Annotated in this window: 17 protein-coding genes; 9 read left to right on the forward strand and 8 right to left on the reverse strand. The window is 73.3% G+C overall.

Translation table 11 applies throughout. From position 1 onward, the window contains the following. The first annotated feature begins 139 nt into the window (after positions 1-139). Positions 140-1,198, forward strand: a complete 1,059-nt coding sequence (locus ABZW03_RS10860; RefSeq protein ID WP_355254818.1) for a glycoside hydrolase family 6 protein — start codon at positions 140-142, stop codon at positions 1,196-1,198. 121 nt (positions 1,199-1,319) lie between these two features. On the opposite strand, the gene ABZW03_RS10865 is transcribed toward ABZW03_RS10860, so the two are convergent. The 4 genes from ABZW03_RS10865 to ABZW03_RS10880 all read right to left on the reverse strand — a co-directional run bounded on the left by ABZW03_RS10865 (position 1,320) and on the right by ABZW03_RS10880 (position 7,577). Next, on the reverse strand, positions 1,320-3,179 hold the full coding sequence (locus tag ABZW03_RS10865; RefSeq protein ID WP_355254852.1) for a kelch motif-containing protein: 1,860 nt from the start codon (positions 3,177-3,179) through the stop codon (positions 1,320-1,322). Between the two features lie 222 nt (positions 3,180-3,401). Then, positions 3,402-5,501 (reverse strand): cellulose synthase catalytic subunit, encoded by a 2,100-nt coding sequence (locus tag ABZW03_RS10870; RefSeq protein WP_355254820.1) that lies wholly within the window; start codon positions 5,499-5,501, stop codon positions 3,402-3,404. A 563-nt stretch (positions 5,502-6,064) separates the two neighbouring features. Then, complete coding sequence (locus ABZW03_RS10875) at positions 6,065-6,811, reverse strand: 3-oxoacid CoA-transferase subunit B (protein WP_355254822.1); 747 nt, start codon at positions 6,809-6,811, stop codon at positions 6,065-6,067. 4 nt (positions 6,812-6,815) lie between these two features. Further along, positions 6,816-7,577, reverse strand: coding sequence for a CoA transferase subunit A (locus tag ABZW03_RS10880; protein ID WP_355254824.1), 762 nt, complete (start codon positions 7,575-7,577; stop codon positions 6,816-6,818). 527 nt (positions 7,578-8,104) lie between these two features. Between ABZW03_RS10880 and ABZW03_RS10885 the strand changes: the two genes are divergently transcribed. From ABZW03_RS10885 to ABZW03_RS10910, 6 genes are all read left to right on the forward strand, one after another. Then, on the forward strand, positions 8,105-9,376 hold the full coding sequence (locus ABZW03_RS10885) for a substrate-binding domain-containing protein (protein ID WP_355254826.1): 1,272 nt from the start codon (positions 8,105-8,107) through the stop codon (positions 9,374-9,376). A gap of 5 nt (positions 9,377-9,381) precedes the next feature. Continuing rightward, the gene (locus ABZW03_RS10890; RefSeq protein WP_355254828.1) at positions 9,382-10,203 is read left to right on the forward strand and encodes an ABC transporter ATP-binding protein; all 822 of its coding nucleotides are present in this window, start codon (positions 9,382-9,384) and stop codon (positions 10,201-10,203) included. 95 nt (positions 10,204-10,298) lie between these two features. Further along, positions 10,299-11,063 carry an ABC transporter ATP-binding protein gene (locus ABZW03_RS10895; RefSeq protein WP_355254854.1) on the forward strand — a complete coding sequence of 255 codons (765 nt, stop codon included), beginning with the start codon at positions 10,299-10,301 and terminating at the stop codon, positions 11,061-11,063. After that, positions 11,063-11,929, forward strand: coding sequence for a branched-chain amino acid ABC transporter permease (locus ABZW03_RS10900; protein ID WP_355254830.1), 867 nt, complete (start codon positions 11,063-11,065; stop codon positions 11,927-11,929). The genes ABZW03_RS10895 and ABZW03_RS10900 overlap by 1 nt, the downstream gene beginning before the upstream one ends. Before the next feature lie 251 nt (positions 11,930-12,180). Beyond that, positions 12,181-13,266 (forward strand): branched-chain amino acid ABC transporter permease, encoded by a 1,086-nt coding sequence (locus ABZW03_RS10905; RefSeq protein ID WP_355254832.1) that lies wholly within the window; start codon positions 12,181-12,183, stop codon positions 13,264-13,266. Then, positions 13,263-14,168: an alpha/beta hydrolase gene (locus tag ABZW03_RS10910; RefSeq protein ID WP_355254834.1), complete on the forward strand. Its 906-nt coding sequence runs from the start codon at positions 13,263-13,265 to the stop codon at positions 14,166-14,168. Before ABZW03_RS10905 ends, ABZW03_RS10910 begins: the two co-directional genes overlap by 4 nt. Positions 14,169-14,324: 156 nt before the next feature. Here the strand turns inward: ABZW03_RS10910 and ABZW03_RS10915 are convergent, their stop codons facing one another. Together ABZW03_RS10915 and ABZW03_RS10920 are read right to left on the reverse strand one after the other, a co-directional pair. Continuing rightward, the gene (locus ABZW03_RS10915; protein WP_355254836.1) at positions 14,325-15,605 is read right to left on the reverse strand and encodes a hypothetical protein; all 1,281 of its coding nucleotides are present in this window, start codon (positions 15,603-15,605) and stop codon (positions 14,325-14,327) included. A 424-nt stretch (positions 15,606-16,029) separates the two neighbouring features. Further along, positions 16,030-16,617, reverse strand: a complete 588-nt coding sequence (locus ABZW03_RS10920) for a VTT domain-containing protein (protein WP_355254856.1) — start codon at positions 16,615-16,617, stop codon at positions 16,030-16,032. 642 nt (positions 16,618-17,259) lie between these two features. Here ABZW03_RS10920 and ABZW03_RS10925 point away from each other — a divergent pair. Beyond that, positions 17,260-18,351, forward strand: coding sequence for an LLM class flavin-dependent oxidoreductase (locus ABZW03_RS10925; protein WP_355254838.1), 1,092 nt, complete (start codon positions 17,260-17,262; stop codon positions 18,349-18,351). Between the two features lie 192 nt (positions 18,352-18,543). Here the strand turns inward: ABZW03_RS10925 and ABZW03_RS10930 are convergent, their stop codons facing one another. Both ABZW03_RS10930 and ABZW03_RS10935 read right to left on the reverse strand, forming a co-directional pair. Continuing rightward, entirely contained in the window at positions 18,544-20,661 is a 2,118-nt protein-coding gene (locus ABZW03_RS10930; protein ID WP_355254840.1) for an EAL domain-containing protein, read from the reverse strand. 414 nt (positions 20,662-21,075) lie between these two features. Continuing rightward, the gene (locus ABZW03_RS10935) at positions 21,076-21,501 is read right to left on the reverse strand and encodes an OsmC family protein (RefSeq protein ID WP_355254842.1); all 426 of its coding nucleotides are present in this window, start codon (positions 21,499-21,501) and stop codon (positions 21,076-21,078) included. Between the two features lie 276 nt (positions 21,502-21,777). Between ABZW03_RS10935 and ABZW03_RS10940 the strand changes: the two genes are divergently transcribed. Then, the gene (locus tag ABZW03_RS10940; RefSeq protein ID WP_355254844.1) at positions 21,778-22,113 is read left to right on the forward strand and encodes a chorismate mutase; all 336 of its coding nucleotides are present in this window, start codon (positions 21,778-21,780) and stop codon (positions 22,111-22,113) included. Positions 22,114-22,143: the final 30 nt, after the last annotated feature.

The following is a 22,143-nucleotide window of genomic DNA, read 5'->3' on the forward strand; positions in this document are numbered from 1 at the left end:
CCTTTCGGAGGGGGCTGCGAGCACGCGGAACCAGGCCCTCGGAAGGCCGTCGGTTGGGTGTGCTTAGCTGGTGCCGACCGGTCGCCGGACCGGTCCCGGGGAGGGGCGGTACGTGCGCGGGCTGGGGCGGACAGGGACGGTGCGGGGGGCCGCGGGGGCGCTGCTGGCCGGCGTGGTGCTGGCGGCCGTGTCGGGCTGCGGCGGTTCGGCGGGCGGCGGAACGCCGGGTGCCGCCCCGGCGGCGGGCTCGGGGGCGAGTACGGGAGCGGGTGCGGGCGCCGGCGCCGACCGGACCGGTGCGGCCGGGGCCCTGGCCCAGCTCCCCGGGCAGGCCTTCTACGTCTCCGACCGGACCAACGCCGCCCAGCAGGTGGCCGCGCTGCGCGGCCAGGGCCGGACGGCGGAGGCCGACACGCTGCTGCGGATCGCCGCCCAGCCCTCCTCGCAGTGGCTCGGCGAGCAGGGCGCCAAGGAGATCGCCGAGCAGGTGAGCCGGCGGGCCACCGAGGCGGGCCGGACGGCGGTCTTCGTCGCGTACGACATCCCGCACCGCGACTGCGGCCAGTACTCGGCGGGCGGTGCCCCCGACGCGGCCGCCTACCGCGCCTGGATCACCGGCGTCGCCCAGGCCCTCGGCGACCGCAGGGCCTGGGTGGTGCTGGAGCCGGACGCCGTCGCGCACACCCTGGACAACTGCGGCATCAAGGGCGACCTGGCCGCCGAGCGGTACGGCCTGCTGGCCTTCGCCGTCCAGGAGTTGAAGCGGAACCCGAACGCCCGGGTCTACCTGGACGCGGGCAACCCCGGCTGGGCGCAGGACCCGGCGGAACTGGCCACGGCCCTGCGCAAGTCGGGCATCGCGGCGGCGGACGGCTTCGCCGTGAACGTCGCCAACTTCTACGACACCGACCGGAACGCGGCGTACGGCGCCAGGCTCTCCGCGGCCCTGGGCGGGAAGAACTTCGTCATCGACACCAGCCGCAGCGGCAACGGGGCGCTGGGCGGGGACGCCTGGTGCAACCCGTCCGGGCGGGCGCTCGGCGAGCGGCCGACCACCGAGACCGGCCGGCCCGGGGTGGACGCCTACCTGTGGATCAAGAACCCGGGGGAGTCGGACGGCGACTGCGGCCGGGGCGAGCCCCGGGCGGGCGAGTTCTGGCTGCCGTACGCGCTCGGGCTGGCGCAGGCGGCGCGCTGAGCCGCCCGCGCCGGGGCCGCCCGCGTTGGGGCCGGGGGTCGGCGATGGGCCCGGGTACCGTCGACGGGCCCGGGTGTCGGCGCGGGGTCGACCGGGCAGGCCGGGGTGCGTGCCGCGCCCGTTACCCGGTGACCTGGATCCAGCGGGCGACCGACGGGGTGCCGGCGGCGTCCGTCAGGAACAGCATGTACCAGCCCGGCGGCAGCAGGTTGGCGTTGCCGGGCAGGGCGAGCGAGACGCCGTCCGCCGTCCGTCCGGTGATGTCCAGGGCCACCGAGCGCTGCTCGACGTCCGTCACGTGGGTGACCGAACTCGGCCGGATCAGCTTGGCGGTGGCGACCGCCTCCGGCCGCGCGGTGCCGACGGCGACGGTGCTGCCCAGCCTGGCCGCCTCCGGGACGGCACCGACCTGCGGGCGGTCGCCCCGGTACAGGTACGGCGGGGTGTAGATCTCGATGCGCTGCTCGAAGCCGCCCGGCTGGGTCTCGGCCTTGTCCGCGAAGAGCGGGTTGGAGCCCAGCACGGCGACCCGGCCGTCCGGCAGCAGCAGCGCCTCGGAGTGGTAGTCGCGGCCGACGGCCGGCTCGGCGGCGGTGCTGAAGCTGTTGGTGTCCGGGTGGTACACCTGCGCCTTGAGCAGGTCGCTGGCGCCCCGGCCGCGGTAGCCGCTGGAGCCGCCGGTGGTGAAGACGGTGTCGTCCGGGAGGATCACGCTGTTGAGGTAGCGGGTGCCGCCGGCCGGCAGGTCCGGGCCCGGGGTGAAGGCGGGGGCGGCGGAGGAGAGGTCTGCGATGTCGGTGCGGGCCGTGGACAGCGGGGACTCGCCGACGCCGCCGCCACCGAGCACCATCACCCGCTGCGCCTGCGCGGGCGGCAGCAGCACCGAGGAGGAGGTCTCGGTGAGGCCGGGGTCGCGCAGGCCGGGGACGGGCTGGAAGGCCCCGTTCGACACGTCCCACAGGCCGGGCTCGCGGCCCTTGTCGCCGGGGCCGTAGCCGCCGTTGGAGCCCGAGTAGAAGAGCTTGCCGGAGGTGGTCAGGAAGATCGCCGGGTAGGTCGGGAAGTAGTGGTCGGGGCCCTTGGACCAGGACTTGCTCCTCGGGTCGTAGATCTCGTTGTCGTTGCCGTTGAGGATCTCCCCGGTGTCGTCCAGCCCGGAGACGGTGACCACCCGGCCGTCGCCCAGCCCGGTCAGCGTCGGGTACCAGCGCGCGTGGGCCATGTCGGTGACCGGCTCGTACAGCTCGGTGTCCGGGTTGAACTCGAAGGCGGAGCGGATGCCCTGGTACTCCTGCTTGTCCAGGGTCAGCTTCTCGTTCTGCCCGTACAGGTTGTGGGCGTCGGTGCCGCTCAGGCCCTTGATCCGGAACTGGGCGGGGGAGCCGGAGACGTACTCCGGGCCCGGGCCGACCGCCTCCACGTACACGTGCTGCTCGCCGGCGGTGACCACGGTCTGCTTGCCGGAGCCGGTCTTGGTCGCGGCCGGGACGGTCACCGGGGCGGTGCTGGCGTACTCGTGGCCGTTCGGGGCGACGAAGACGGTGCCCTTCGGGAGGGTCCGGTCGCGCTCCGGGCTCTCGTTGCGCACCCGCATGACGCCGGCCGCCTTCTTCACGGCGCCGGCCAGCTTCTCGTAGCGCTGGGTGCCGCCGGCCACCAGGACGCGGCCGTCCGGCAGCGAGGTGTGGCCGCCGCAGAACATGTCGGCCGGGGTGGGGACCAGCTTGTAGGTGTTCGCGGCCGGGTCCCAGAGCAGGCTCTTGAAGGTGCCGGCGGTGAACTGCTTCTCGTCGTTGCCGGAGCCGGCCACGATCAGGACCTTGCCGGTGCGCAGCAGGGTGGCGTGCACCGCGTTGACCCGGAACTCGGCGGGCAGCGTCAGGGTCTGCCAGTGGCCGTACCGGGCCTTGTACTCGGGGCGGTTGATCACGTAGTGGTGGTACTGGTCGGAGGCGAAGCCGAGGACGGCCGGTGCGTTCATCCCGGCCACGGTCAGCGCGACGGTGCTGCCGAGGGCGAGGCGCTTGGTGCGGCCGGCCTTGTGGATCTTCACGGTGGTGTTGCTCCCCTCGGGAGGTGGTCGGGGGCGGGCAGCGTTGTTCGGCGGGGTGCTCGGTGGGTGGCGCTGTTCTGGGCGCGGGCCGGTGGGTGGCGCTGTTCCGGCGCTGCTGGGTGGGTGGCGCTGCTCGGTGGGTGGCGCGGTTCAGTGGGAGGGCGTGCCGCTGCCGGCGTGGTCGGGTGCGGTTCGGTCGGGCCGGGTCGGTCCGGCGGGCCGCGCGGTGCGGGTGGAGCGGGGGTCGCGGGCGTGGCGCGGGCGGCGCTTCTCCAGGACGACCGTCGGGGCCGCCGTCGGGCCGCCGGTGACGGTGAGGGTGGCGGTGGGCCGGGTCCGGCGGCGGCGGACGGCGTCGCCGGCGCTGATCAGGAGCGGCAGGAGGGTGAGCGCCAGGGCGATCCAGGCCCAGGTGCGCATCGCGGCGTGGTCGTAGCCGGTGACGTAGGAGGCGGTGATCGCGCCGCCGAACACCAGCGTCCAGAACAGGTGGAAGCGGAAGGTGCCGAGCCGGTCGGTGCTGGCCGAGCGGCCCTTCGGCGTCACCACGAAGCGGTTGCGGCGGCGCACCAGTGCCTGGAGCAGCGAGGCCGCGTAGACCGGACCGCAGAGCGCCGACATCACCATGCCGGCGACTCCGGAGGAGCCGGCCGGCTCGTGCGGGCTCACGTTGTGCTTGCGGTTCCAGGTGTAGAGCAGGAGCTGGAGCGCGGCGGCGTCGCTGTAGAGCATCATCCAGATCTCCGAGGAGACGTGCACGCCGGAGGCGCCGAAGCCGAGGTAGAGCACGCTGGACAGGCCGCCGAGCAGCCAGGTGAGCGCCGCCATCGGGTAGAAGCCCACCATCAGCGAGTAGTTGAGCAGCCGGCCGGGCGACAGCCGCCACAGCACCCGCCAGTACTGGGTGGACAGGGTCTCGTAGGTGCCGCGGCTCCAGCGCAGTTGCTGGGAGAAGAAGTCGGTCCAGGAGGACGGCCCTTCGCCGACCGCGAGCACGTCCGGGGTGTACACGGACTTCCAGCGTTCCCCGGTCTCCGGGTTCCGGCTCCGGTGGAACTCCAGGCCGGTCGCCATGTCCTCGGTGACGGAGTCGTACAACCCGCCGATCGACTGGAGCGCGCGGATTCGGACGGCGTTGTTGGTGCCCACGAACATGGGCGCGCCGTAACGGTTTCCGGCGCGCTGGATGAGGGCGTGGAAGAGGTACTGCTGGCTCTCGGCGAATTTGGTGACGGACGAACCGGAGCTGCGGTAGTTCCCGTACACCTGGGGGCCGACCACGAATGCGACGTCGGGGTCGCGGAAGTAGCCGAGCATCCGCTCGCAGAAGTCCGGCAGCGGAACGTGGTCGGTGTCCACGGACACCCAGAACTCGTAGTCGTCGCCGTGGGCCTGGAGCCAGGCGTTGTAGTTGCCGTGCTTGGTCCCGGTGCGGAACCGGCCCTTCGGCCGGTTCCAGTGCGGCCGGCCGACGCGGCTGAAGTGGCGTACGCCCAGCTCGGTGCAGAGCGCCTGCATTGCAGGATCGTTTCCCTCGTCCAGCAGCCAGACGTCGTACGGTCCGTCGTGCCGGACGGCGCGGGCCGCGGCCAGCGTGGCCCGGACCATCTCCGGCGGCTCCTTGCCGGGCACGCAGGTGGTGAGGAAGGCGACCCGGGTGCCGGTCTCCGGCGTCACCGGGACGGGGTCGCGGGCGACCAGCGTGGCGTGGGTGTTGGAGACGACGTTGACCAGCCGGAACAGCTCGACGACGGCGATGATGCCGATCATCACCTTGTCGCCGAGCAGGACCAGGCTGTTCGTCTCGTCCAGCCGCTCGGGCCAGTGCTCCGGCAGCAGCAGCCAGACCAGCAGCACCGTCTCCACCACGGGGGCGGCCATCAGCAGGAGGGCGGCGCGGATCCGGTGCGGCTCGCGGCGCAGCAGGCTGCGGTACCGCACGCGGTAGGGGGCGCGGGGTCCGCCTGGTCCGTGTGGTCCGCGTGGTCCGTCGGGGGCGGGGCCGTCGGGGGCAGGGTGGTCGGGGGCAGGGTGGTCGGACGGCGTGGCCGGGTCGGGCCAGTAGACGCCGCCGCCGAGGTCGTCGTCCTCGTCCGGGTCGTGCGCCGGGCCCGCGAGGCGGCTGAAGTGCCCGTAGTCGTACGGGGCTTCGGGTATGGGGACGGTGCTCAGGGCGGCCTCGTCCAGCTGCCCGGAACCTCGCCCGTGGGCCGTTCCGACGCCCTTTCGTCGTGAGAACGGCATGGTCATGGGTACTCCCCCCGGAGTTCGCGTCGTGTTTCGGCTCGCTCGGCTTCTGCGTGGGCTTGCCTCGACTCGGAGCCGTCCGGGTGGAGCGGGGTCGAACCGGCGGGAGTGGGCTGGAATCGGTTGGAGCGCGGCCCGGTGAACTGCGGTTCTCGGGCGGCTTCCGGGTGGTCCAGCACATTCGGCGGGTGCGGCCGGTTCAGTTGTACGTCGGTACGGCGGCCTCGAATCCGGGATCCCGATGCACTTTCCAGCTTCCCCTCCGGGCGCATCGGGATCCTTGGCCTCCTCAACTCTCCCTGAGCGCAACGGTGATCGCAAGCAATCCGGTAGATCGTCGTCGCCCAAGCATGAAGATGCCGCGGTTCCCGGCCAATCCGTCGGGTACGGATGCTATTGCGGCGAATTCGTTCCGGCCCGAGGGCATCCGTGGAACTCGGGTGCGGTGGAGGGGGGTTGCCGGGGGGAGGAGGTTGCGGGGGAGGTTGTGGGGGAGGGGGCGGAGACGGCGGAACGGCCGGACCGCCCCTCGGGCGATCCGGCCGTTCCGTGCGGGGCCGGGCCGGTCAGCGCGGGGGCAGCAGGGCGGCTCCGGTCGCCGCCCGCACCTCCGCGACGTCCACGCCCGGCGCCGTCTCCACCAGCCGGAGCCCCTCCGGGGTCACGTCGATCACCGCGAGATCGGTGACGATCCTGTCCACAACTCCCCGTCCGGTCGCGGGAAGTGACAGCTCTTCGACGATCTTCGGCGAGCCGTCCCGGGCGGTGTGCTCCATCACCACGATCAGCCGACGGGCCCCGTGCACCAGGTCCATCGCGCCGCCCATGCCCTTGACCATCTTGCCGGGGATCATCCAGTTGGCGAGGTCCCCGGTGGCCGACACCTGCATCGCGCCGAGCACCGAGACGTCGATCCGCCCGGCCCGGATCATGCCGAAGGAGAAGGCGGAGTCGAAGTACGAGGCGCCGGGGGCGACCGTCACCGTCTCCTTCCCGGCGTTGATCAGGTCGGCGTGCTCGGCGCCCTCCTCCGGGTACGGGCCGACGCCGAGGATGCCGTTCTCCGAGTGCAACACCACCTCGACGCCCGGCGGGAGGTGGTTGGGGATCAGGGTCGGCAGGCCGATGCCCAGGTTGACGTACTGGCCGTCGCGCAGCTCGCGCGCGGCGCGGGCGGCCAGGGCGTTGCGCGGGTCGAGGGCGGGGGTGGTGGGTGCGGGGGCGGCCTGTGCGGGGGTGGGGCCTGCGGGCGCGGGCGCGGGCGCGGTGGGGGTGGTGGGTGCGGTGGCGGGCGCGGCGGTCTCGGTGGGCATCGGGTCAGGCCTCCTGGAGTGCGGGGCGGACGGTCCGGCGCTCGATGCGGCGGTCCTGGGGGTCGGCGGCCACCACCCGGTCGACGTACACCCCGGGCAGGTGCACGGCGTCCGGAGCGAGCTCGCCCGGCTCGACGATCCGGTCCGCCTCGACCAGGGTGATCCGGCCCGCCGCCGCGCAGAGCGGGTTGAAGTTCCGGGCGGCGGCGTGGAACACGCAGTTGCCGTGCCGGTCCGCCACCTCGGCCCGGACCAGCGCGAAGTCCGCCGTGATCGCCTCCTCCAGCAGGTACCGGCGGCCGCCGAACTCCCGGACCTCCTTCGGCGGGGAGGCCAGGGCCACCGAGCCGTCGGACGCGTAGCGCCAGGGCAGCCCGCCCTCCTCGACCTGGGTGCCGACCCCGGCCGGGGTGAAGAACGCGGGGATGCCGGCACCGCCGGCCCGCAGCCGCTCGGCCAGCGTGCCCTGGGGGGTCAGCTCCACTTCCAGCTCGCCGGAGAGGTACTGGCGGGCGAACTCCTTGTTCTCCCCGACGTACGAGGAGGTCATCCGGGCGATCCGGCCCGCCCGCAGCAGCAGGCCCAACCCCCAGTCGTCCACCCCGCAGTTGTTCGAGACCACCCGCAGCCCGGTGGTACCGGAGTCCACTAGGGCGCCGATCAGCGTGCTCGGGATGCCGCAGAGGCCGAAGCCGCCGACGGCCAGCACCGCGCCGTCGGGGATGTCCCCGACCGCGTCGGCGGGGGAGTCCAGGACCTTGTCCAAGGGGTCACCTCGTGAGGAGTGGTGGGAGGAGGGGGTGGGTGTGAGCGGGCGGGCGTTCGAGGGTGGTGGGTGGCGGGTGGCGGGTGGAGACGCGGAGGGGCGGTGGCGCGGAGGAACGGATGAGCGGTGGGTGACAGCGGTGGCAGGGGAGGCAGGCGGGCAGGTGACAGGGGAGGCCGGCGGGCGCGGGAACCGCGCGGAGCCCGTGGCCGTACCAGGCGGGGCTGGGGTCCTGCCTGGGCCGGACCGGGTCGGGCACGCCGCTGGGGTGGCTGCCGCCGGACGGGCTCCGCGCCCCTCCACCGTCACCGGGCGGGGGCCGCCAGGCCATGGTGGCCACCCCCATGGGGCGGCAGGGAGCCATGTCGGCACACCACATCCGGGCACCCGGAGGGCGGTGGTGCGCCGACGGAATGTCGGCCACGGCCACATCCCGGTGGGCTGATACGTCGACCGGGCACATGTCGCCGCTCCCACCGCACACCTACGGTTCCCGCATCCACCCCCCACCTCAGGAGTCGGTCACCATGCGCAGCTCGACAACCCCTTCCAGGACCGGCTCCGGCGCGCGCCTGGGCGACTCCCTGACCGGCGGCCCGACCCGGAAGCTCGCCGCCCTCGCGGCCTGCGTCCTGCTCGCCTCGGGCTGCGCCAAGGCCGGTACGGCCGGGACGAGCGCGGCGGACGGTGGAGCGAAGGGCCCGATCAAGGTCGGCCTGGTGTACTCCAAGACCGGACCGCTGGCCGCCTACGGCAAGCAGTACCTGGAGGGTTTCAAGGCGGGCCTGAGCTACGCGACCAAGGGCACCGGCGCGGTCGACGGGCACAAGATCGAGTTCGAGGAGCAGGACGACGCCGGTGACCCGGCCAAGGCGGTGTCCGCCGCCAAGGACCTGATCGGCAAGGGCTACAAGGTGCTGGCCGGCTCCACCGCCTCCGGTGTGGCCCTCCAGGTGGGCCCGATCGCCGCCCAGAACAAGGTGCTCTTCATCAGCGGCCCGGCCGCCGCCGACAAGGCCACCGGTCTGAACAAGTACACCTTCCGTTCCGGCCGCCAGTCCTACCAGGACATCAGGACCGCAGCCTCGTTCGTCGGTGACGCCAAGGGGAAGAAGGTCACCGTGCTCGCGCAGGACAACGCCTTCGGCCAGGCCAACGTGGCCGCCGTGAAGGCGGTGCTCGGTGCCGAGGGGGCGACCGTCGACCAGGTGCTCGCCCCGCCGAGCGCCACCGACCTCACGCCCTTCGCCACCCAGGCCAAGACCGCCAAGCCCGACCTGCTGTTCGTCGCCTGGGCCGGGGACACCGCCTCGGCCCTGTGGACGGCGCTCAGCCAGCAGGACGTGTTCGCCGACACCAGGGTCGTCACCGGCCTCGACCTGGCCGCCTCCTACCTGCTGTTCGGCCCAGCCGGCGAGAAGATCTCCTTCCTGAACCACTACTTCGACGGTGCCGCCGGCACCCCGGTGGAGAAGGCCATGACCGAGGCCGTCACCGCCGCCGGAGGGAAGACGGACATCTTCACCCCGGACGGCTTCACCGCCGCCCAGATGATCGTGCACGCCGTCGAGTCCAACCACGGCTCCGCCGAGGACACTTCGGCCCTGGTCAAGGTCCTGGAGGGCTGGAGCTTCGACGGGGTGAAGGGGAGGACCACGGTCCGCGCCGAGGACCACGCCCTGCTCCAGCCGATGTTCCAGGTGCGGCTGACCGGTAACGGTGCCGCCGCCAAGCCCTCGGTGGAGAAGACCCTGACCGCGGACGAGGCGGCGCCCCCGGTCACCCCGATGGCGGGCTGACCCCGATGTCCGCCTGTACCGACTCCGCTCCTTCCAATCGCTCCACTCCTTCCTCTGCCTCCGCGCCCTCTTCGTCCTCCTCTCCGGTGCTGCGGTTGGACGGGCTCGGCTGGGCCGTCCGCGGTGTGCCGATCGTCGAGGACGTCTCCTTCTCGGTCGGCGAGGGCGAGTTCATCGCCTTCATCGGGCCCAACGGCGCCGGCAAGACCTCCCTCTTCAACCTGATCTCGGGCATCTACCCGGCGACCCACGGCAGCCTCCACCTCGACGGCGCCGATATCACCGCCGAGGCGGTGCACGCCAGGGCCCGCCGCGGGCTCGGCCGTACCTTCCAGACCTCCTCCCTCTGGCCGGGGATGACGGTCGCCGACCATGTCCGCCTGGCCGCCCAGGCGGCGGCCGGGCCGCGTGCCTCGTACCGGCTCTGGCGCCGCGCCGACCGCTACGAGCAGCAGTTGGCCGACATCCTGGAACGCACCGATCTCGCCCACCGCGCGGACACCCTGGCCAGTGCGCTCTCGCACGGGGAGAAGCGCAAGCTGGAGCTGGCCGTCCTGCTGGTCTCCGAGCCCCGGCTGATCCTGCTGGACGAGCCGATGGCCGGTGTCAGTGCGGAGGAGGTGCCCGCCCTCACCGAGCTGATCCGTTCCGTGCACCGTGACCTGGGCCGGACCGTCCTGATGGTCGAGCACCACATGGACGTCCTGCTCGGCCTGGCCGACCGGCTGGCGGTGATGCACCACGGCACCCTGCTCGCCCTGGACACCCCCGAGGCCGTGATGGCCGACCCGACCGTGCAACAGGCCTACCTGGGTGAGGCGTTGTGACCTCCTCTCCGTTCTCCGCTCAGCGCCCCGCTTCTTCGGCGCACTCCGCCTCCTCGCCGTCGTCCGCTGTCGACCCCCTCCTCTCCGTCCGCGATCTGCGGGTGGTCATCGACGGGCTGCACATCCTGCACGGCGTGGACTTCGACGTGGCCCCCGCCGGGGTGACCGCCCTCCTGGGCCGCAACGGCGCCGGTAAGACCACCACCGTCAAGGCCGTCATGGGCCTGGTCCCACGCACCGGGAGCATCCGGCTCTCCGGTACCGAACTCTCCTCCCTTCCCACGCATCTGGTCGTTCGTCGCGGCATCGGGTACGCACCCGAGGACCGGGGGATCTTCGCCGGCCTGACGGTCGCCGAGAACCTCCGCCTCGCCGAGCGCGCCGCCGGGGACGGGGCCGAGGCCGGCGAGCCGAACTACGCGCTCGTCCACGAGCTCTTCCCCGAACTCAAGCAGCGTGCCGGACAGTTGGCCGGGACGCTCTCCGGGGGCCAGCAGCAGATGGTGGCGATCGGCCGGACGCTGCTCAACCGCAACCGGTTGATCATCGCCGACGAGCCCACCAAGGGCCTGGCTCCGAAGATCGTCGCCGAGGTGGCCGAGGTGCTGGCGCGTGCGGCCGAGGCCGTGCCCGTCCTGCTGGTCGAGCAGAACCTCGCCCTCGTCCGCCGGCTGGCCGGCACCTGCGCCGTCCTGGCCGACGGCCGGACCGCCCACCGCGGGGACACCGCCGAGCTGTTGGCCGACGAGGAGGCCGCCCGCCGCCTGCTCGGCGTCGGCTCCCGCCACCCGCTCGCCGGCGGGCCCCGACCCGCCGCCTCCCCGGCCACTTCCGTCGTCACCGCCGAGGTGAAGCCCTGATGGACACCGTCGTCCTCCTTTTCTGTACCGGGCTCGGTCTCGGTGCGCTGTACTTCCTGGTCGCCTCCGGTCTGTCGCTGATCTTCGGTCTGATGGACGTGCTCAACTTCGCGCACGGCGCCCTGCTCTCCATCGGCGCCTATGCCACCTGGTGGGCCGGCGTCGAGGCCGGTTTCTCCTTCTGGCTCGCGGTGCCGTTCGGCACCCTGGTCGGGACGGCCGCCGCCGTCCTGCTGGAGCTCTTCCTGATCCGGCCGCTGTACAGCCGCCCGCGCGACCAGATCCTCGCCACCGTCGGGGTCGGGCTGGCCGTACCCGCCCTGCTGATGGGGATCTGGGGCGCGGACTCCCGCCCCTTCCCCCAGCCGGACCTGCTGTCCGGCACCTGGCACGTGCTCGGTGCGACCGTCCCGGTCAACCGCTTCGTGCTGGTGGCCGCCGCCGCACTGTTGCTGCTCGCTCTTCGGTTGTTCCTCGCCCGTACCCGCTACGGGCTGATCGTCCGGGCCGGCGTCGAGGACCGGGCGATGGTCACGGCGCTCGGCATCGACGTCCGGAGGGCGTTCACCCTCGTCTTCGCCCTCGGTGGGGCGGCCGCCGCGCTCGGCGGCGCCCTCGGCGGCCTCTACTTCGGTTCGGTCAACCCCGGCCAGGGGACCGGCCTGCTCATCTTCGCCTTCGTCGTCGTGGTCATGGGCGGCATGGGCTCCGTGACCGGAGCCGCCGTCGCCTCGGTGGGTGTCGGCCTCGTCCAGCAGTTCGCCAACTACTACACCGGTGCCGGGCTCGGCGACCTCTCGGTCGTCGTCCTGCTCGCCGTGCTGCTTCTCGTCCGACCCCGTGGACTCACCGGGAGGCTCGCGTGAGCGCCGAAACACCGATCACGAGCACCGGTGGCCCCGCGGCCGACCGCAGCGCCGCCGCTCCGACAGGGGGGACTGACACCAGCCCTGCCGTGACCACCATGTCAGCAGAGGGGACTGACACCAGCTCCGCCGACACCGCAACTGTGGCAAGGGGGACTGACACCGGCCTTGCCGAGACCCATTGTGAACACAGGGCCGGGCCCGGCGCCATCCCTCGAACAGGTGATTCAGTCACTCATCGCTGGACAGTCGTGCACAGAGCGCTACGCTGGTGGCCGATCGCTCTGCTGATCACGCTCCTTGTCGCCCCATACAGTGCGCTTCCCGTCCCGGGACTGCTCGACGGCCCGCTCGGCAGCCCCGGAAGCCTCCAACTGCTCGCCCTGTGCCTGCTCTACGGGGCCCTCGCCACCGGTTACGACCTCCTGCTCGGCCGGACCGGACTGCTCTCCTTCGGCCACGCGCTCTACTTCGCGACCGGCCTCTACGCCACCGACCTCGGCATGCTGGAGCTGCGACTGCCGTTCGCCGCCGCCGCGGTGTTCGGCGTCGCCAGCTCCGTGCTGCTGGCCCTGCTGCTCGGCTCGGTCAGCCTGCGCGTCACCGGCATCGGCTTCTCCATGGTCACCCTCGCCTTCGCCCAGGCCGGCTCGATCCTCGTCCAGCGCAACCCCGGTGGCGTCACCGGTGGCGAGGAGGGCCGCTCCGCCCCGGCCGACCTGCTGCCCTCCGGCCTGCTCGGGATCGAGAACACCGCCAACCTCTACTGGATCGCCGTCGGCTACCTGGTGCTGACGGTCGCCGCGGTCCACTGGGCCGTCACGTCGCCGATGGGCCGGGTCTGGGAGGGCATCAAGGAGAACGAGCGCCGGGTCGAGGTGCTCGGCCTGCGGCCGTACGGCTACAAGCTGGTCGCCTTCGTGCTGGCCGGCGGGCTCGCCGGGCTGGGCGGGGTGGTCTACCTGCTGCTGACCGGGGGCGCCACCCCGCAGGCCGCCACCTCGGACGCCACGCTCGCGCTCCTGGTCATGGTCGTCCTCGGCGGCTCCGGCAGCCGCTGGGGCCCGCTGCTCGGCGGTGTCCTGTACACCTGGGCGAGCCACCGGCTCGGCGACCTCGCCAACTCGTCGACCGTCGCCGACCTGCCGGCGGTGCTGCGCGTGCCGCTCTCCCAGCCCCTGTTCCTGCTGGGCGCCCTGTTCGTCGCCGTGGTCTACCTGCTGCCCGGCGGGCTGGCTAGACTGCCTGCCCGCATCCGCGCCGCCCGATCCGCCCGTTCTGCTCCGGCGCCGGCCGGCCTCGGAGCTGCCCACCCCACCGGAGGTACCCCCGCGTGAGCCAGTCGCCGCTGAAGCCCGAGGAGTTGACCGTCCCCGTGCCCGGTGGGGACTTGGCTGTCCTGCGCTGGCCCGCCGAGGACCCGCAGGCGCCGACGGTCGTGGCGGTGCACGGCATCACCGCCAACGGCCTCGCCTGGTACGAGGTCGCCCGCCGGCTCGCCGGCCGCGTCACCCTGCTCGCGCCCGACCTGCGCGCCCGCGGCGCCAGCCGCTCGGTCGCCGGGCCGTACGGGCTGGCCCGGCACGCCGACGACGTGGCCGCGCTGATCGGCGCCCTCGGCTCGGGGCCCGTCACGGTGGTCGGCCACTCGATGGGGGCCTGGGTCACCGCCCTGGCCGCCGTCCGGCACCCCGACCTGGTCCGCCGCGTCCTGCTGGTCGACGGGGCGGTGACCTTCCCACTGCCGCACGGCGTTCGCGAGGAGGACGCCCTGGCCGCGGTGCTCGGCCCCGCGCTGGCCCGGCTGTCCACGACCTTCCCGGACCGGGAGGCCTACCGGGAGTTCTGGCGCGGGCACCCCGCCTTCGCCGGCGAGTGGACCGAGGGGATCGACGCCTACACCCAGCGCGACCTCGTCGGCACGGAGCCCGAACTGCGCTCCTCCTGCGTCCTGGAGGCCGTGCAGACCGACGGTGGCCAGGTCCTGCTGGACGAGGAGGCGGCCGCCGCCGTGCACCGATTGCCCTGCCCGGCCGACCTGCTCTGGGCCGAGCGCGGACTGCTCGACGAGCCGCAGGGCCTCTACGACCACGGGCGGATCGGGCTGGCCGGGCTGGACCCGGAGAAGGTGCCCGCCGCGCCGGTGCCGGACACCAACCACTACTCGATCCTCTGGGGCGAGGCCGGGGCGGACCGCATCGTCCGCATCCTGCTGGCGGACGCCCCCACCGCCGGGTAGCCGACCGGCCCGGAGCCGACCGGGACCACCGCGGCCTGCGGGGTTCGAGCCCCGCAGGCCGGTGCCGGCGGGCGCTGATATCGGTGCCGCCAGCCGGTGCCGGTGTTTCGTCTCCCGCCCGTCGGCCGGTCGGCCCCCGGGCGCCGGCCCGGTGCGTCAGCCGGCCGTGCCGAGGAAGCTCTCCCAGCCGCCCGCCGGCGCCTGGCCGACGTTGAGCGAGCGCAGCTTGCGCAGGGTGGACTGGTCCTGCACCTCCAGCCACTCGACCAGCTGCTTGAAGGAGACCAGCCGGACCTCGGGCTTGCCCACGATGGCCTTGAGGGTCTCCTCGACGGCGTCCATGTAGATGCCGCCGTTCCACTGCTCGAAGTGGTTGCCGATGAAGAACGGCGCGCGGTTGCTGTTGTACGCGCGCTCGAAGCCCGCCAGGTAGGAGTTCGCGGCCTGGGTGCGCCACTCGCCGTACATGGCCGGATCGCCCTTGGTGCTGCCCTTGGACTGGTTGGCCAGGATGTTGTAGTCCATCGACAGGACCTGGAAGGTGTGCCCCGGGAACGGGATGGACTGCAGCGGGAAGTCCCAGACCTTGCCGTCCTGCACCTTCTGCGGCCATATCTGCAGGCCGCCCGAGGAGCTGGCGTCGTACTTCCAGCCCAGCTTGGCGACGGTCGGCAGCAGCGCCTTCTGGCCCTCCAGGCACGGGGTGCGGCCGCCGATGAGCTCCTTCTTGTAGTCGAAGGGGAGCGGGTCGACGTCGGTGAAGCCGGTGTTGGTCCGCCACTGGGTGACGAAGCCGATCGCCTGGTCGATCTCGCTCTGCCAGTCCTCCGGGGTCCACACGTTGACGCCGTTCTTGTCCGGACGGCTGGAGCAGAAGTGCCCGTTGAAGTGGGTGCCGATCTCGTGCCCGGCCAGCCAGGCCTGGCTGATGAGCTTGAGCGTGCTCTTCACCGCGCCGTCCGACAGGTACGGGATGTCGGAGGCGCCGACCGAGTGCTTCGGCGGGTGGTACAGGTCGGCCTTGCCCTTGGGCAGGGCGTAGATGCCGGAGAGGAAGAAGGTCATCGCGGCCTTGTGCTGCTCCGCCAGCTTCAGGAAGCGGGGGAACTGGCCGTCCTCGGTGCCGCCGGCACCGTCCCAGGAGAAGACCACGAACTGCGGCGGCCGCTCGCCCGGCTTGAGCTTCTCGGGCTTGGGCTGGTTCGGCTGCGGGCCGGTGTCCGCGTTGGAGCCGTCGCCGATCGGGGTGCCCTTGGGCACCACCGCCTGGGTGGGGTCGCCGGTGCCGCCCTGGGGAGTGTTCGTGCCGCCGGAACCGGGGGAGGCGGAGGCCGTCTGGCCCGAACCGGATCCGCCGCTGGAGCAGGCTGCGACCGCGCCGAGGGCCGCGGTCGCAGCGGTCGCACTGAGCACCGTCCTGCGCGAGATGCTGGTCATGGTCTCCCCTGGGTGCCGATGCCGGTGGTGAGGGCGGCCCGCAGCCGCACCGGTCAAATCGGGCAATTGATGAGTATTCCGCCGTTAGCATGTCATGTCGCCGAAGCAGTCACCAAGGCCGTCGAGCGCTGACGACTCTCAACACGCCGGGCGCATCCGGCTGGGCTGCGGGAACGCGTCGACTGTTGCCGTCCTGTGACGCTCTCCACCCCGTGCGGCCCGGTCAGTACGGTACCGCCGGGCGGTCCGCTTCCCGGTGGAGTTCGTCAGCGTTCGGCCCGGTTGGTCGCCCTTTTGGGAAAACCTTTGCCCCTTGCCGGGCCGGGCGGCCCGAAGCCCGCCGAGGGGGTGCTCCGGTCGGAGCGGGCCGGCCGAAGGAAGAGTGAAGGAGCCGGACGGCCGGGAGCGGTCGGCGGGCGGACCGTCAGAGCGCGGCGAGCCGCCGGGTGCGGCGCACCATGCGTGCGATCGCGGTGCTGATGACGGTGGCCGCCGCGCAGGAGACCACGAGGCTCAGCCAGGCGGTGTTGAACCAGTGGCTGTTCAGCCAGCCCAGCGTGACGATGTAGGCGGCCCAGACCAGTGCCGCCAGTGCCGACCAGTGCAGGAACCGGTGCGGGTGGGCGGGGGAGTGGCCGATGGCCAGGTCGAGGACGGTCCGCCCGGCCGGGACGAACCGTGCGATCACCACCATCGCGGCGGCCGCACCGTGCGGGCGTTCGACCAGGGCCTGCTGGACCCGGGTCACGCTGGCCGCGAGTTTCGGGCGCCGGGCGAGTCGGCGGTGCAGCAGCGGGGCGCCGCGCCGGGCCAGGTTGAGCAGCAGGAGGTCGCCCAGGAAGGAGGCCACGGCCACGCCCAGCCCGAGCATCAGGGGGGCGCCGTCGATCTGCGAGGTCTTGAGCACGGCCAGGATGACCAGTGTCCCGCTGGGGATGAACGGAAGGAGGGCGTCCCCGAGCACGGCGGCAAGCGCCAGCGCGCAGATCCACGAGGATCCGATCGCCGCCACGAAGTCCAAGGCCCTTACTCCCTCCAAGCCTCCCGGAAGAGCAGGTGGCTGCAGGGGTCAACGCTAGCGCCTCGACCTTTCATGCCATGAAGCACCCCGGTATGGCACGGATCACGGCCGCCGATTCCGGCCGCGCCCCGGGGCGGCGAACCGTGCGACCGGGCCGGACGCCCGGCGGGCCGTCCCGGCGGCGGAGGGGCGGCGGAGGGGTGCCGGAACTGGAACGAGCCCCCGGGGCGGGGTGCCGCGCCGAGGGCTCGCAGTGATCGTCCGGTGCTGGTCCAGCCCGACGATCTTGCTGGTGGAGTGCGGATCCCCGCTCCGGCGATCCACTCCTGGGGCCCAGCCTGCCGGACGTCGGCCTCCGGTCGCGAGGCCTGGCGCTGGCGACTTCCGGCGCTGGCGGGAAGTCGCCAGCCGTGTTCGCCCGCTGGCTCTGCGTCAACCGGACGTCCGGTCGGACTTCCGTGCGGAATGGCCGAAACCCACCCGGCCCTGGCCGGACGACACCCCGGAGCCGGGAACAGCGAGCACCCGGCCGTGGTTGACCCCGGTCGGCGACAGCGACCGCCGGACCACCCGGGTCCGCGCGGTCACCCACGACGGGCCGGCCCAAGGACGGCAGCCAGGAGGGCGGACGGGATGACCACCGAGGACCAGCAGGAGCACGGGACCGGGCCGACGGCCGGCGCGGCGATCCGGGGCGCGGCCCGAGGAACGGCACCCGCTCCGCTCTCGATCCTCGACCTGGCCACCGTCGGCGTCGGCCACACCCCCGCCGAGGCCCTCGCCGCCACCACCGAGCTGGCCCGCCGGGCCGAGCAGTGGGGCTACCACCGCTTCTGGGTGGCCGAGCACCACGGCATGCCCGGCGTGGCCAGCTCCACCCCCGCCGTCCTGCTCGCCCACCTCGGGGCCAACACCACGACGCTGCGGCTCGGCTCCGGCGGCGTCATGCTCCCCAACCACGCCCCGCTGGCCATCGCCGAGCAGTTCGGCCTGCTGGAGGCCCTGCACCCGGGGCGGATCGACCTCGGACTCGGCCGCGCCCCCGGCACCGACCAGGCCACCGCCCGGGCGCTGCGCCGCGGCCTCACCGAGGGTGCGGACGACTTCCCGCAGCAGCTCGCCGAGCTGACCCACTTCCTCGACGGCGACTTCCCGGACGGCCACCCGTACGCCCGGCTGACCGCCGTCCCCAAGGGCGAGGGCCGGCCGCCGGTCTGGCTGCTCGGCTCCTCCGGCTTCAGCGCCCAGCTGGCCGGCCGCCTCGGCCTCCCGTTCGCCTTCGCCCACCACTTCAGCAGCGCCAACACCATCCCGGCGCTGGACCTCTACCGGTCGTCCTTCCGCCCCTCCGCCGTGCTCGCCGAGCCGTACTCGCTGATCGGCGTGAGCGCGGTCGCCGCCGACGACGAGCCCTCGGCCCGGCGCCTCGCCCGTTCCGCGGCCCTCGGCATGCTCCGCCTGCGGCGCGGCAACCCCGGCCCGATCCCCACCCCGGAGGAGGCCGAGCAGTACCCGTACAGCCCGGTCGAGGCGGACTTCATCGACAGCTGGCTCGACAACGTCGTGCTCGGCGACCCGGGCCGGGTCGCCGACGGGCTGGAGGCGCTGCGCAAGCGGACCGGCGTGGACGAGCTGATGGTCACCTCGCACATCCACGGCCACGAGGCCCGACTCCGTTCGTACGGCCTGATCGCCGAGGCGTACGGCCTGACGGCGGCGGCCTGAACCGCAGCATGAACAGAGAGGTGGCCTGAACCGCGGCGTGAACGGAGAGGCGGCGTGACCGGCGGCGTGAACGGAGACCTGAACGACGGCCGTCCGGCGGCGACCTGACGAGGGCTCGACGCCGACGGCGCGCCCCGCCCGCCGCTGCTTCCGCCCCGCCCCGCCGCCGCTCCCGCCCTGTGCCGCCCCGCCTCAGCCCCGGCGGCTACCGCCGTCCAGGGCGGGGCGGCCCTCGCGGAGTATGGCCGCGACCAGCTCGGCCTCGCCCGGGCGGGCGAAGTACCAGCCCTGGGCGGTGTCGCAGCCGGTCAGCCGCAGGCGCTCGGCCTGGGCGGCGCTCTCGATGCCCTCGGCGGTGACGGTCAGGCCGAGGGTGTGGGCGAGCTGCACCATCGCGCCGACGATCTGCTCGTCCGCGTCGCTGCGGCGGGAGCCGAGTTCCGGCCGGCCGGGCCGGTCCGCCGGGGCGGGCTCGCGGAAGCCCTCGATGAAGGTGCCGTCCAGCTTGAGCACGTGCACCGGCAGCCGGGAGAGGTAGGCGAGGTTGGAGTAGCCGGTGCCGAAGTCGTCGATCGCGATCCGCACGCCCATGTCGGCGAGCGCCTGGAGGGCCTGGAGGGGCCGGCCGCCGGGGCCGAGCAGGGCGCTCTCGGTGATCTCCAGCTGGAGCAGCCGGGCCGGCAGGCCGGTGCGTTCGAGGGCCCGGGCGACGTCGGCGACGATGTCGGAGTCCCAGATCTGGCGGGCGGCCAGGTTGACGCTCACGAAGGTCTCGGTCTCGGGGAACTCGGTGAGCCATTGCCGGGCCTGCCGGCAGGACTCCTCCAGGACCCAGGTCCCGAGCGGCACGATCGCGCCGGTCTCCTCGGCGAGCGGGATGAAGCGGTCCGGGGAGAGCGTCCCGTAGCGGGGGTGGCGCCAGCGGACCAGCGCCTCCGCGCCGTGCACGGTGCCGTCGGCCAGGCCGACCAGCGGCTGGTACTCGATGGTGAACTCGCCGCGCTCCAGGGCCGGGCGCAGCGCGGTGGCGAGCAGCTGCCGGGTGAGCTGGTGGGCGCCGCGGTCCGGGTCGTAGAGGGTCCAGCGGGCGCGGCCGTCGGCCTTGGACCAGTAGAGCGTGGCGTCGGCGTCCTTGACCAGGTCGGTCGGGGTGGTCTCGTGCACGGACCGCTCGACCACGCCCACGCTGGCGGTGATCACCAGCCGGTGCCCGGCGATGTCGAAGGGACGTTCCAGCACCTCCAGGATCCGGGCGGCCAGCTCGGTCAGCTGCTCGCTGCCCAGGCTGTCGGTGACCAGGACGGCGAACTCGTCGCCGCCCATCCGGGCCACCAGGTGGGTGTCGTGTCCGTCGAACCCGCGCCGCAGCCGGGTGGCGACGGCGATCAGCAGCTGGTCGCCGATGTGGTGGCCGAGCGCCTCGTTGATCGCCGCGAAGCCGTCGAGGTCCAGGTAGCAGACCCCCACCCGGCGTTCGTCCGGGGCCGCGGCCGGGCCCGGGTCCTCGGCCCGGGCGAGGCAGGCGGCGTCGAGCCGCTCGAAGAAGTAGGCGCGGTTGGGCAGCCGGGTCAGCGGGTCGTGCAGGGCCTGGTACTCCAGCCGGTCGCCGAGCCGGCGCTGCTCGGTGATGTCCTCCACCAGCGCGAGGGTGTAGAGCGGGGCCCCGGCGCCGTCCCGGATCAGCGAGACGGTGACCTTGCTCCAGACGGTGTGGCCCTCGCGGTGCTTGAGCTGCTTCTCCACGCGGAACCGTTCCCGCTCGCCGTGGACGAGTTCGGAGAAGAGCCGGTCGGGCATGCCCTCCGGGTCGATGATCTCGTGCAGGTGGGTGCGGACCAGGTCGCCGACGCCCCGTCCGATCAGGGTGGCGAAGGCGGGGTTGACCTCGATGATCCGGTCCTCGGCATCGATCAGGGCCATGCCGATGACGGCGTCGCAGAAGGCGGCCCGGAACCGGGACTCGCTGGCCCGCAGCGCGGCCAGCAGCCGGTCGGCGCCGAGGCCCTCCCGGCCGGTGCCGCCGTCCCCCGTGCCGGCGCCGCCGGTGAGGTCCCGGTCCCGGTCCCGGTCCCGGTGGACGTCGCCGGTGAGCGGGGCCGAACAGGTCGGGCAGAGCAGCAGTTCCGGCTCCGCCAGCGTCCCGCAGGCGCCGAGGGCGGTGACGGCCCCCGCGGCCGGTCCGGTGCCCGGCCCGGTGGCGGATCCGGCGACCGGTTCCAGGACCGGCGAGGCGAGGTGGCGGTGACGCGGTGATTCCTCGTGCCGCACGCCCGGGTGGTGTGCGTCGGCCCCCTCGTTCTGGCCCGGCACGGCATGCTCCCGTCCGCTGCTGACGCTTGACGATGGTCCGGCCGGCCAGTCGGGACCCGGCGGTCGGCTCCGCACTCTGTCGTGGTCCTCGGAGTCGGCCCGCCGCGGGGACGCCCGTCGTGGGGCGCCGGCGCGCGGGGACCCGCCTGAAGGACAGGGCGCTGCGGCCGATCATAGGCCGCGACGGCAACGCGCGGTGACCGCCGGCAGGGTGATTCGCCCGCTTTGTGATCATGAATGGCGGTACGTGCAGACGCCCCTGGTGCACATCACATGACGTGCACCAGGGGCGCGTGCGCCGAAGCCGCGCCCCTCGGGCGCCGGTCGCGCGCTGGAAGTGGAGCGGAGCGGGCCGGGAGCCGAGGGGCGGAGGGATCCGGAAGGGGTGGCTGAAAGGAGGGGAAAAGGGGTGGCTCAGGCCAGCGAGGCCGTGAGGGTGATCGTGGTGCCGGCCAGGGCCTGGCTGACCGGGCAGTTGGCCTTGGCGTCCTCGGCGGCCTTCACGAAGCCGGCCTCGTCCAGCCCGGGGACCTCGCCGACGACGGTCAGGTGGATGCCGGTGATGCCGGTGCCGGGCTGGAAGGTCACGTCGGCCCGGGTCTCCAGCTTGGTGGGCGGGTTGCCGGCGCCGGTCAGGCCGTGCGAGAGGGCCATCGAGAAGCAGGCGGAGTGGGCGGCCGCGATGAGTTCCTCGGGGCTGGTCTTGCCGTTGGGCGCCTCGGCGCGGGCCGGCCAGGAGACGGGGTACTCGCCGATCCCGGAGGAGGCGAAGTTCACCAGGCCCTTTCCGTCGAGGAGGTTGCCCTCCCACGCGGTGGTGGCGGTGCGAGTGGTTGCCACGATCGGTTCCTCCAGTGCTGAGGGGGAGTGTTCGAGAGGTCACGTCCGGTCATGCACGCCCCAGCCTACGGGTAGCGGCCCTCCCCAGTCGGGTGCGTCACGCCGCGGCGGTCGGACGGAGCGCGGTGCCGTCCGCCGGGGCCGACCCGCTGTCCGGATCGTGGACGTTCCGTCCGACGGTGCGGGACGGGAACGGGGGCCCTGTTAGATTTGCCCGGGCCCGAGCCCGGCCGCCGTACGGTCGGGCGCCCACCGCAGACACCGGGAGCCGCCCCGATGACGGACCACCCCACGACCCCCGCCGCCGGCCTGCCCGAGGGGATCGACGACGCCGTACGGGCCGAGCTGACCAGCCTGCGCGAGAGCATCGACAACATCGACGCCGCGGTGGTCCACATGCTGGCCGAGCGCTTCAAGGCGACCCAGCGGGTCGGCCGGCTCAAGGCCGAGCACAAGCTGCCGCCGGCCGACCCGGCGCGCGAGCGGGACCAGATCAAGCGGCTGCGGGAGCTGGCGGCGGGGGCGAAGCTGGACCCGGTCTTCGCGGAGAAGTTCCTGAACTTCATCATCGCCGAGGTCATCCGCCACCACGAGGCCATCGCCCGCGCCTGAGGCTCAGGGGCCGCGGCCCGAACGCCGGGC

This window comes from Kitasatospora sp. NPDC004799 (assembly GCF_040609095.1).
Classification (GTDB): Bacteria; Actinomycetota; Actinomycetes; order Streptomycetales; family Streptomycetaceae; genus Kitasatospora.

What these genes read in the sequence shown, in the direction of transcription:
- ABZW03_RS10885 (WP_355254826.1), top strand. Translation starts at nt 8,105, where the DNA reads ATGCGCAGCTCGACAACCCCTTCCAGGACCGGCTCCGGCGCGCGCCTG.
- ABZW03_RS10890 (WP_355254828.1), top strand. Translation starts at nt 9,382, where the DNA reads ATGTCCGCCTGTACCGACTCCGCTCCTTCCAATCGCTCCACTCCTTCC.
- ABZW03_RS10870 (WP_355254820.1), bottom strand. Translation starts at nt 5,501, where the DNA reads ATGACCATGCCGTTCTCACGACGAAAGGGCGTCGGAACGGCCCACGGG.
- ABZW03_RS10875 (WP_355254822.1), bottom strand. Translation starts at nt 6,811, where the DNA reads ATGCCCACCGAGACCGCCGCGCCCGCCACCGCACCCACCACCCCCACC.
- ABZW03_RS10900 (WP_355254830.1), top strand. Translation starts at nt 11,063, where the DNA reads ATGGACACCGTCGTCCTCCTTTTCTGTACCGGGCTCGGTCTCGGTGCG.
- ABZW03_RS10865 (WP_355254852.1), bottom strand. Translation starts at nt 3,179, where the DNA reads ATGAACGCACCGGCCGTCCTCGGCTTCGCCTCCGACCAGTACCACCAC.
- ABZW03_RS10925 (WP_355254838.1), top strand. Translation starts at nt 17,260, where the DNA reads ATGACCACCGAGGACCAGCAGGAGCACGGGACCGGGCCGACGGCCGGC.
- ABZW03_RS10940 (WP_355254844.1), top strand. Translation starts at nt 21,778, where the DNA reads ATGACGGACCACCCCACGACCCCCGCCGCCGGCCTGCCCGAGGGGATC.
- ABZW03_RS10915 (WP_355254836.1), bottom strand. Translation starts at nt 15,605, where the DNA reads ATGACCAGCATCTCGCGCAGGACGGTGCTCAGTGCGACCGCTGCGACC.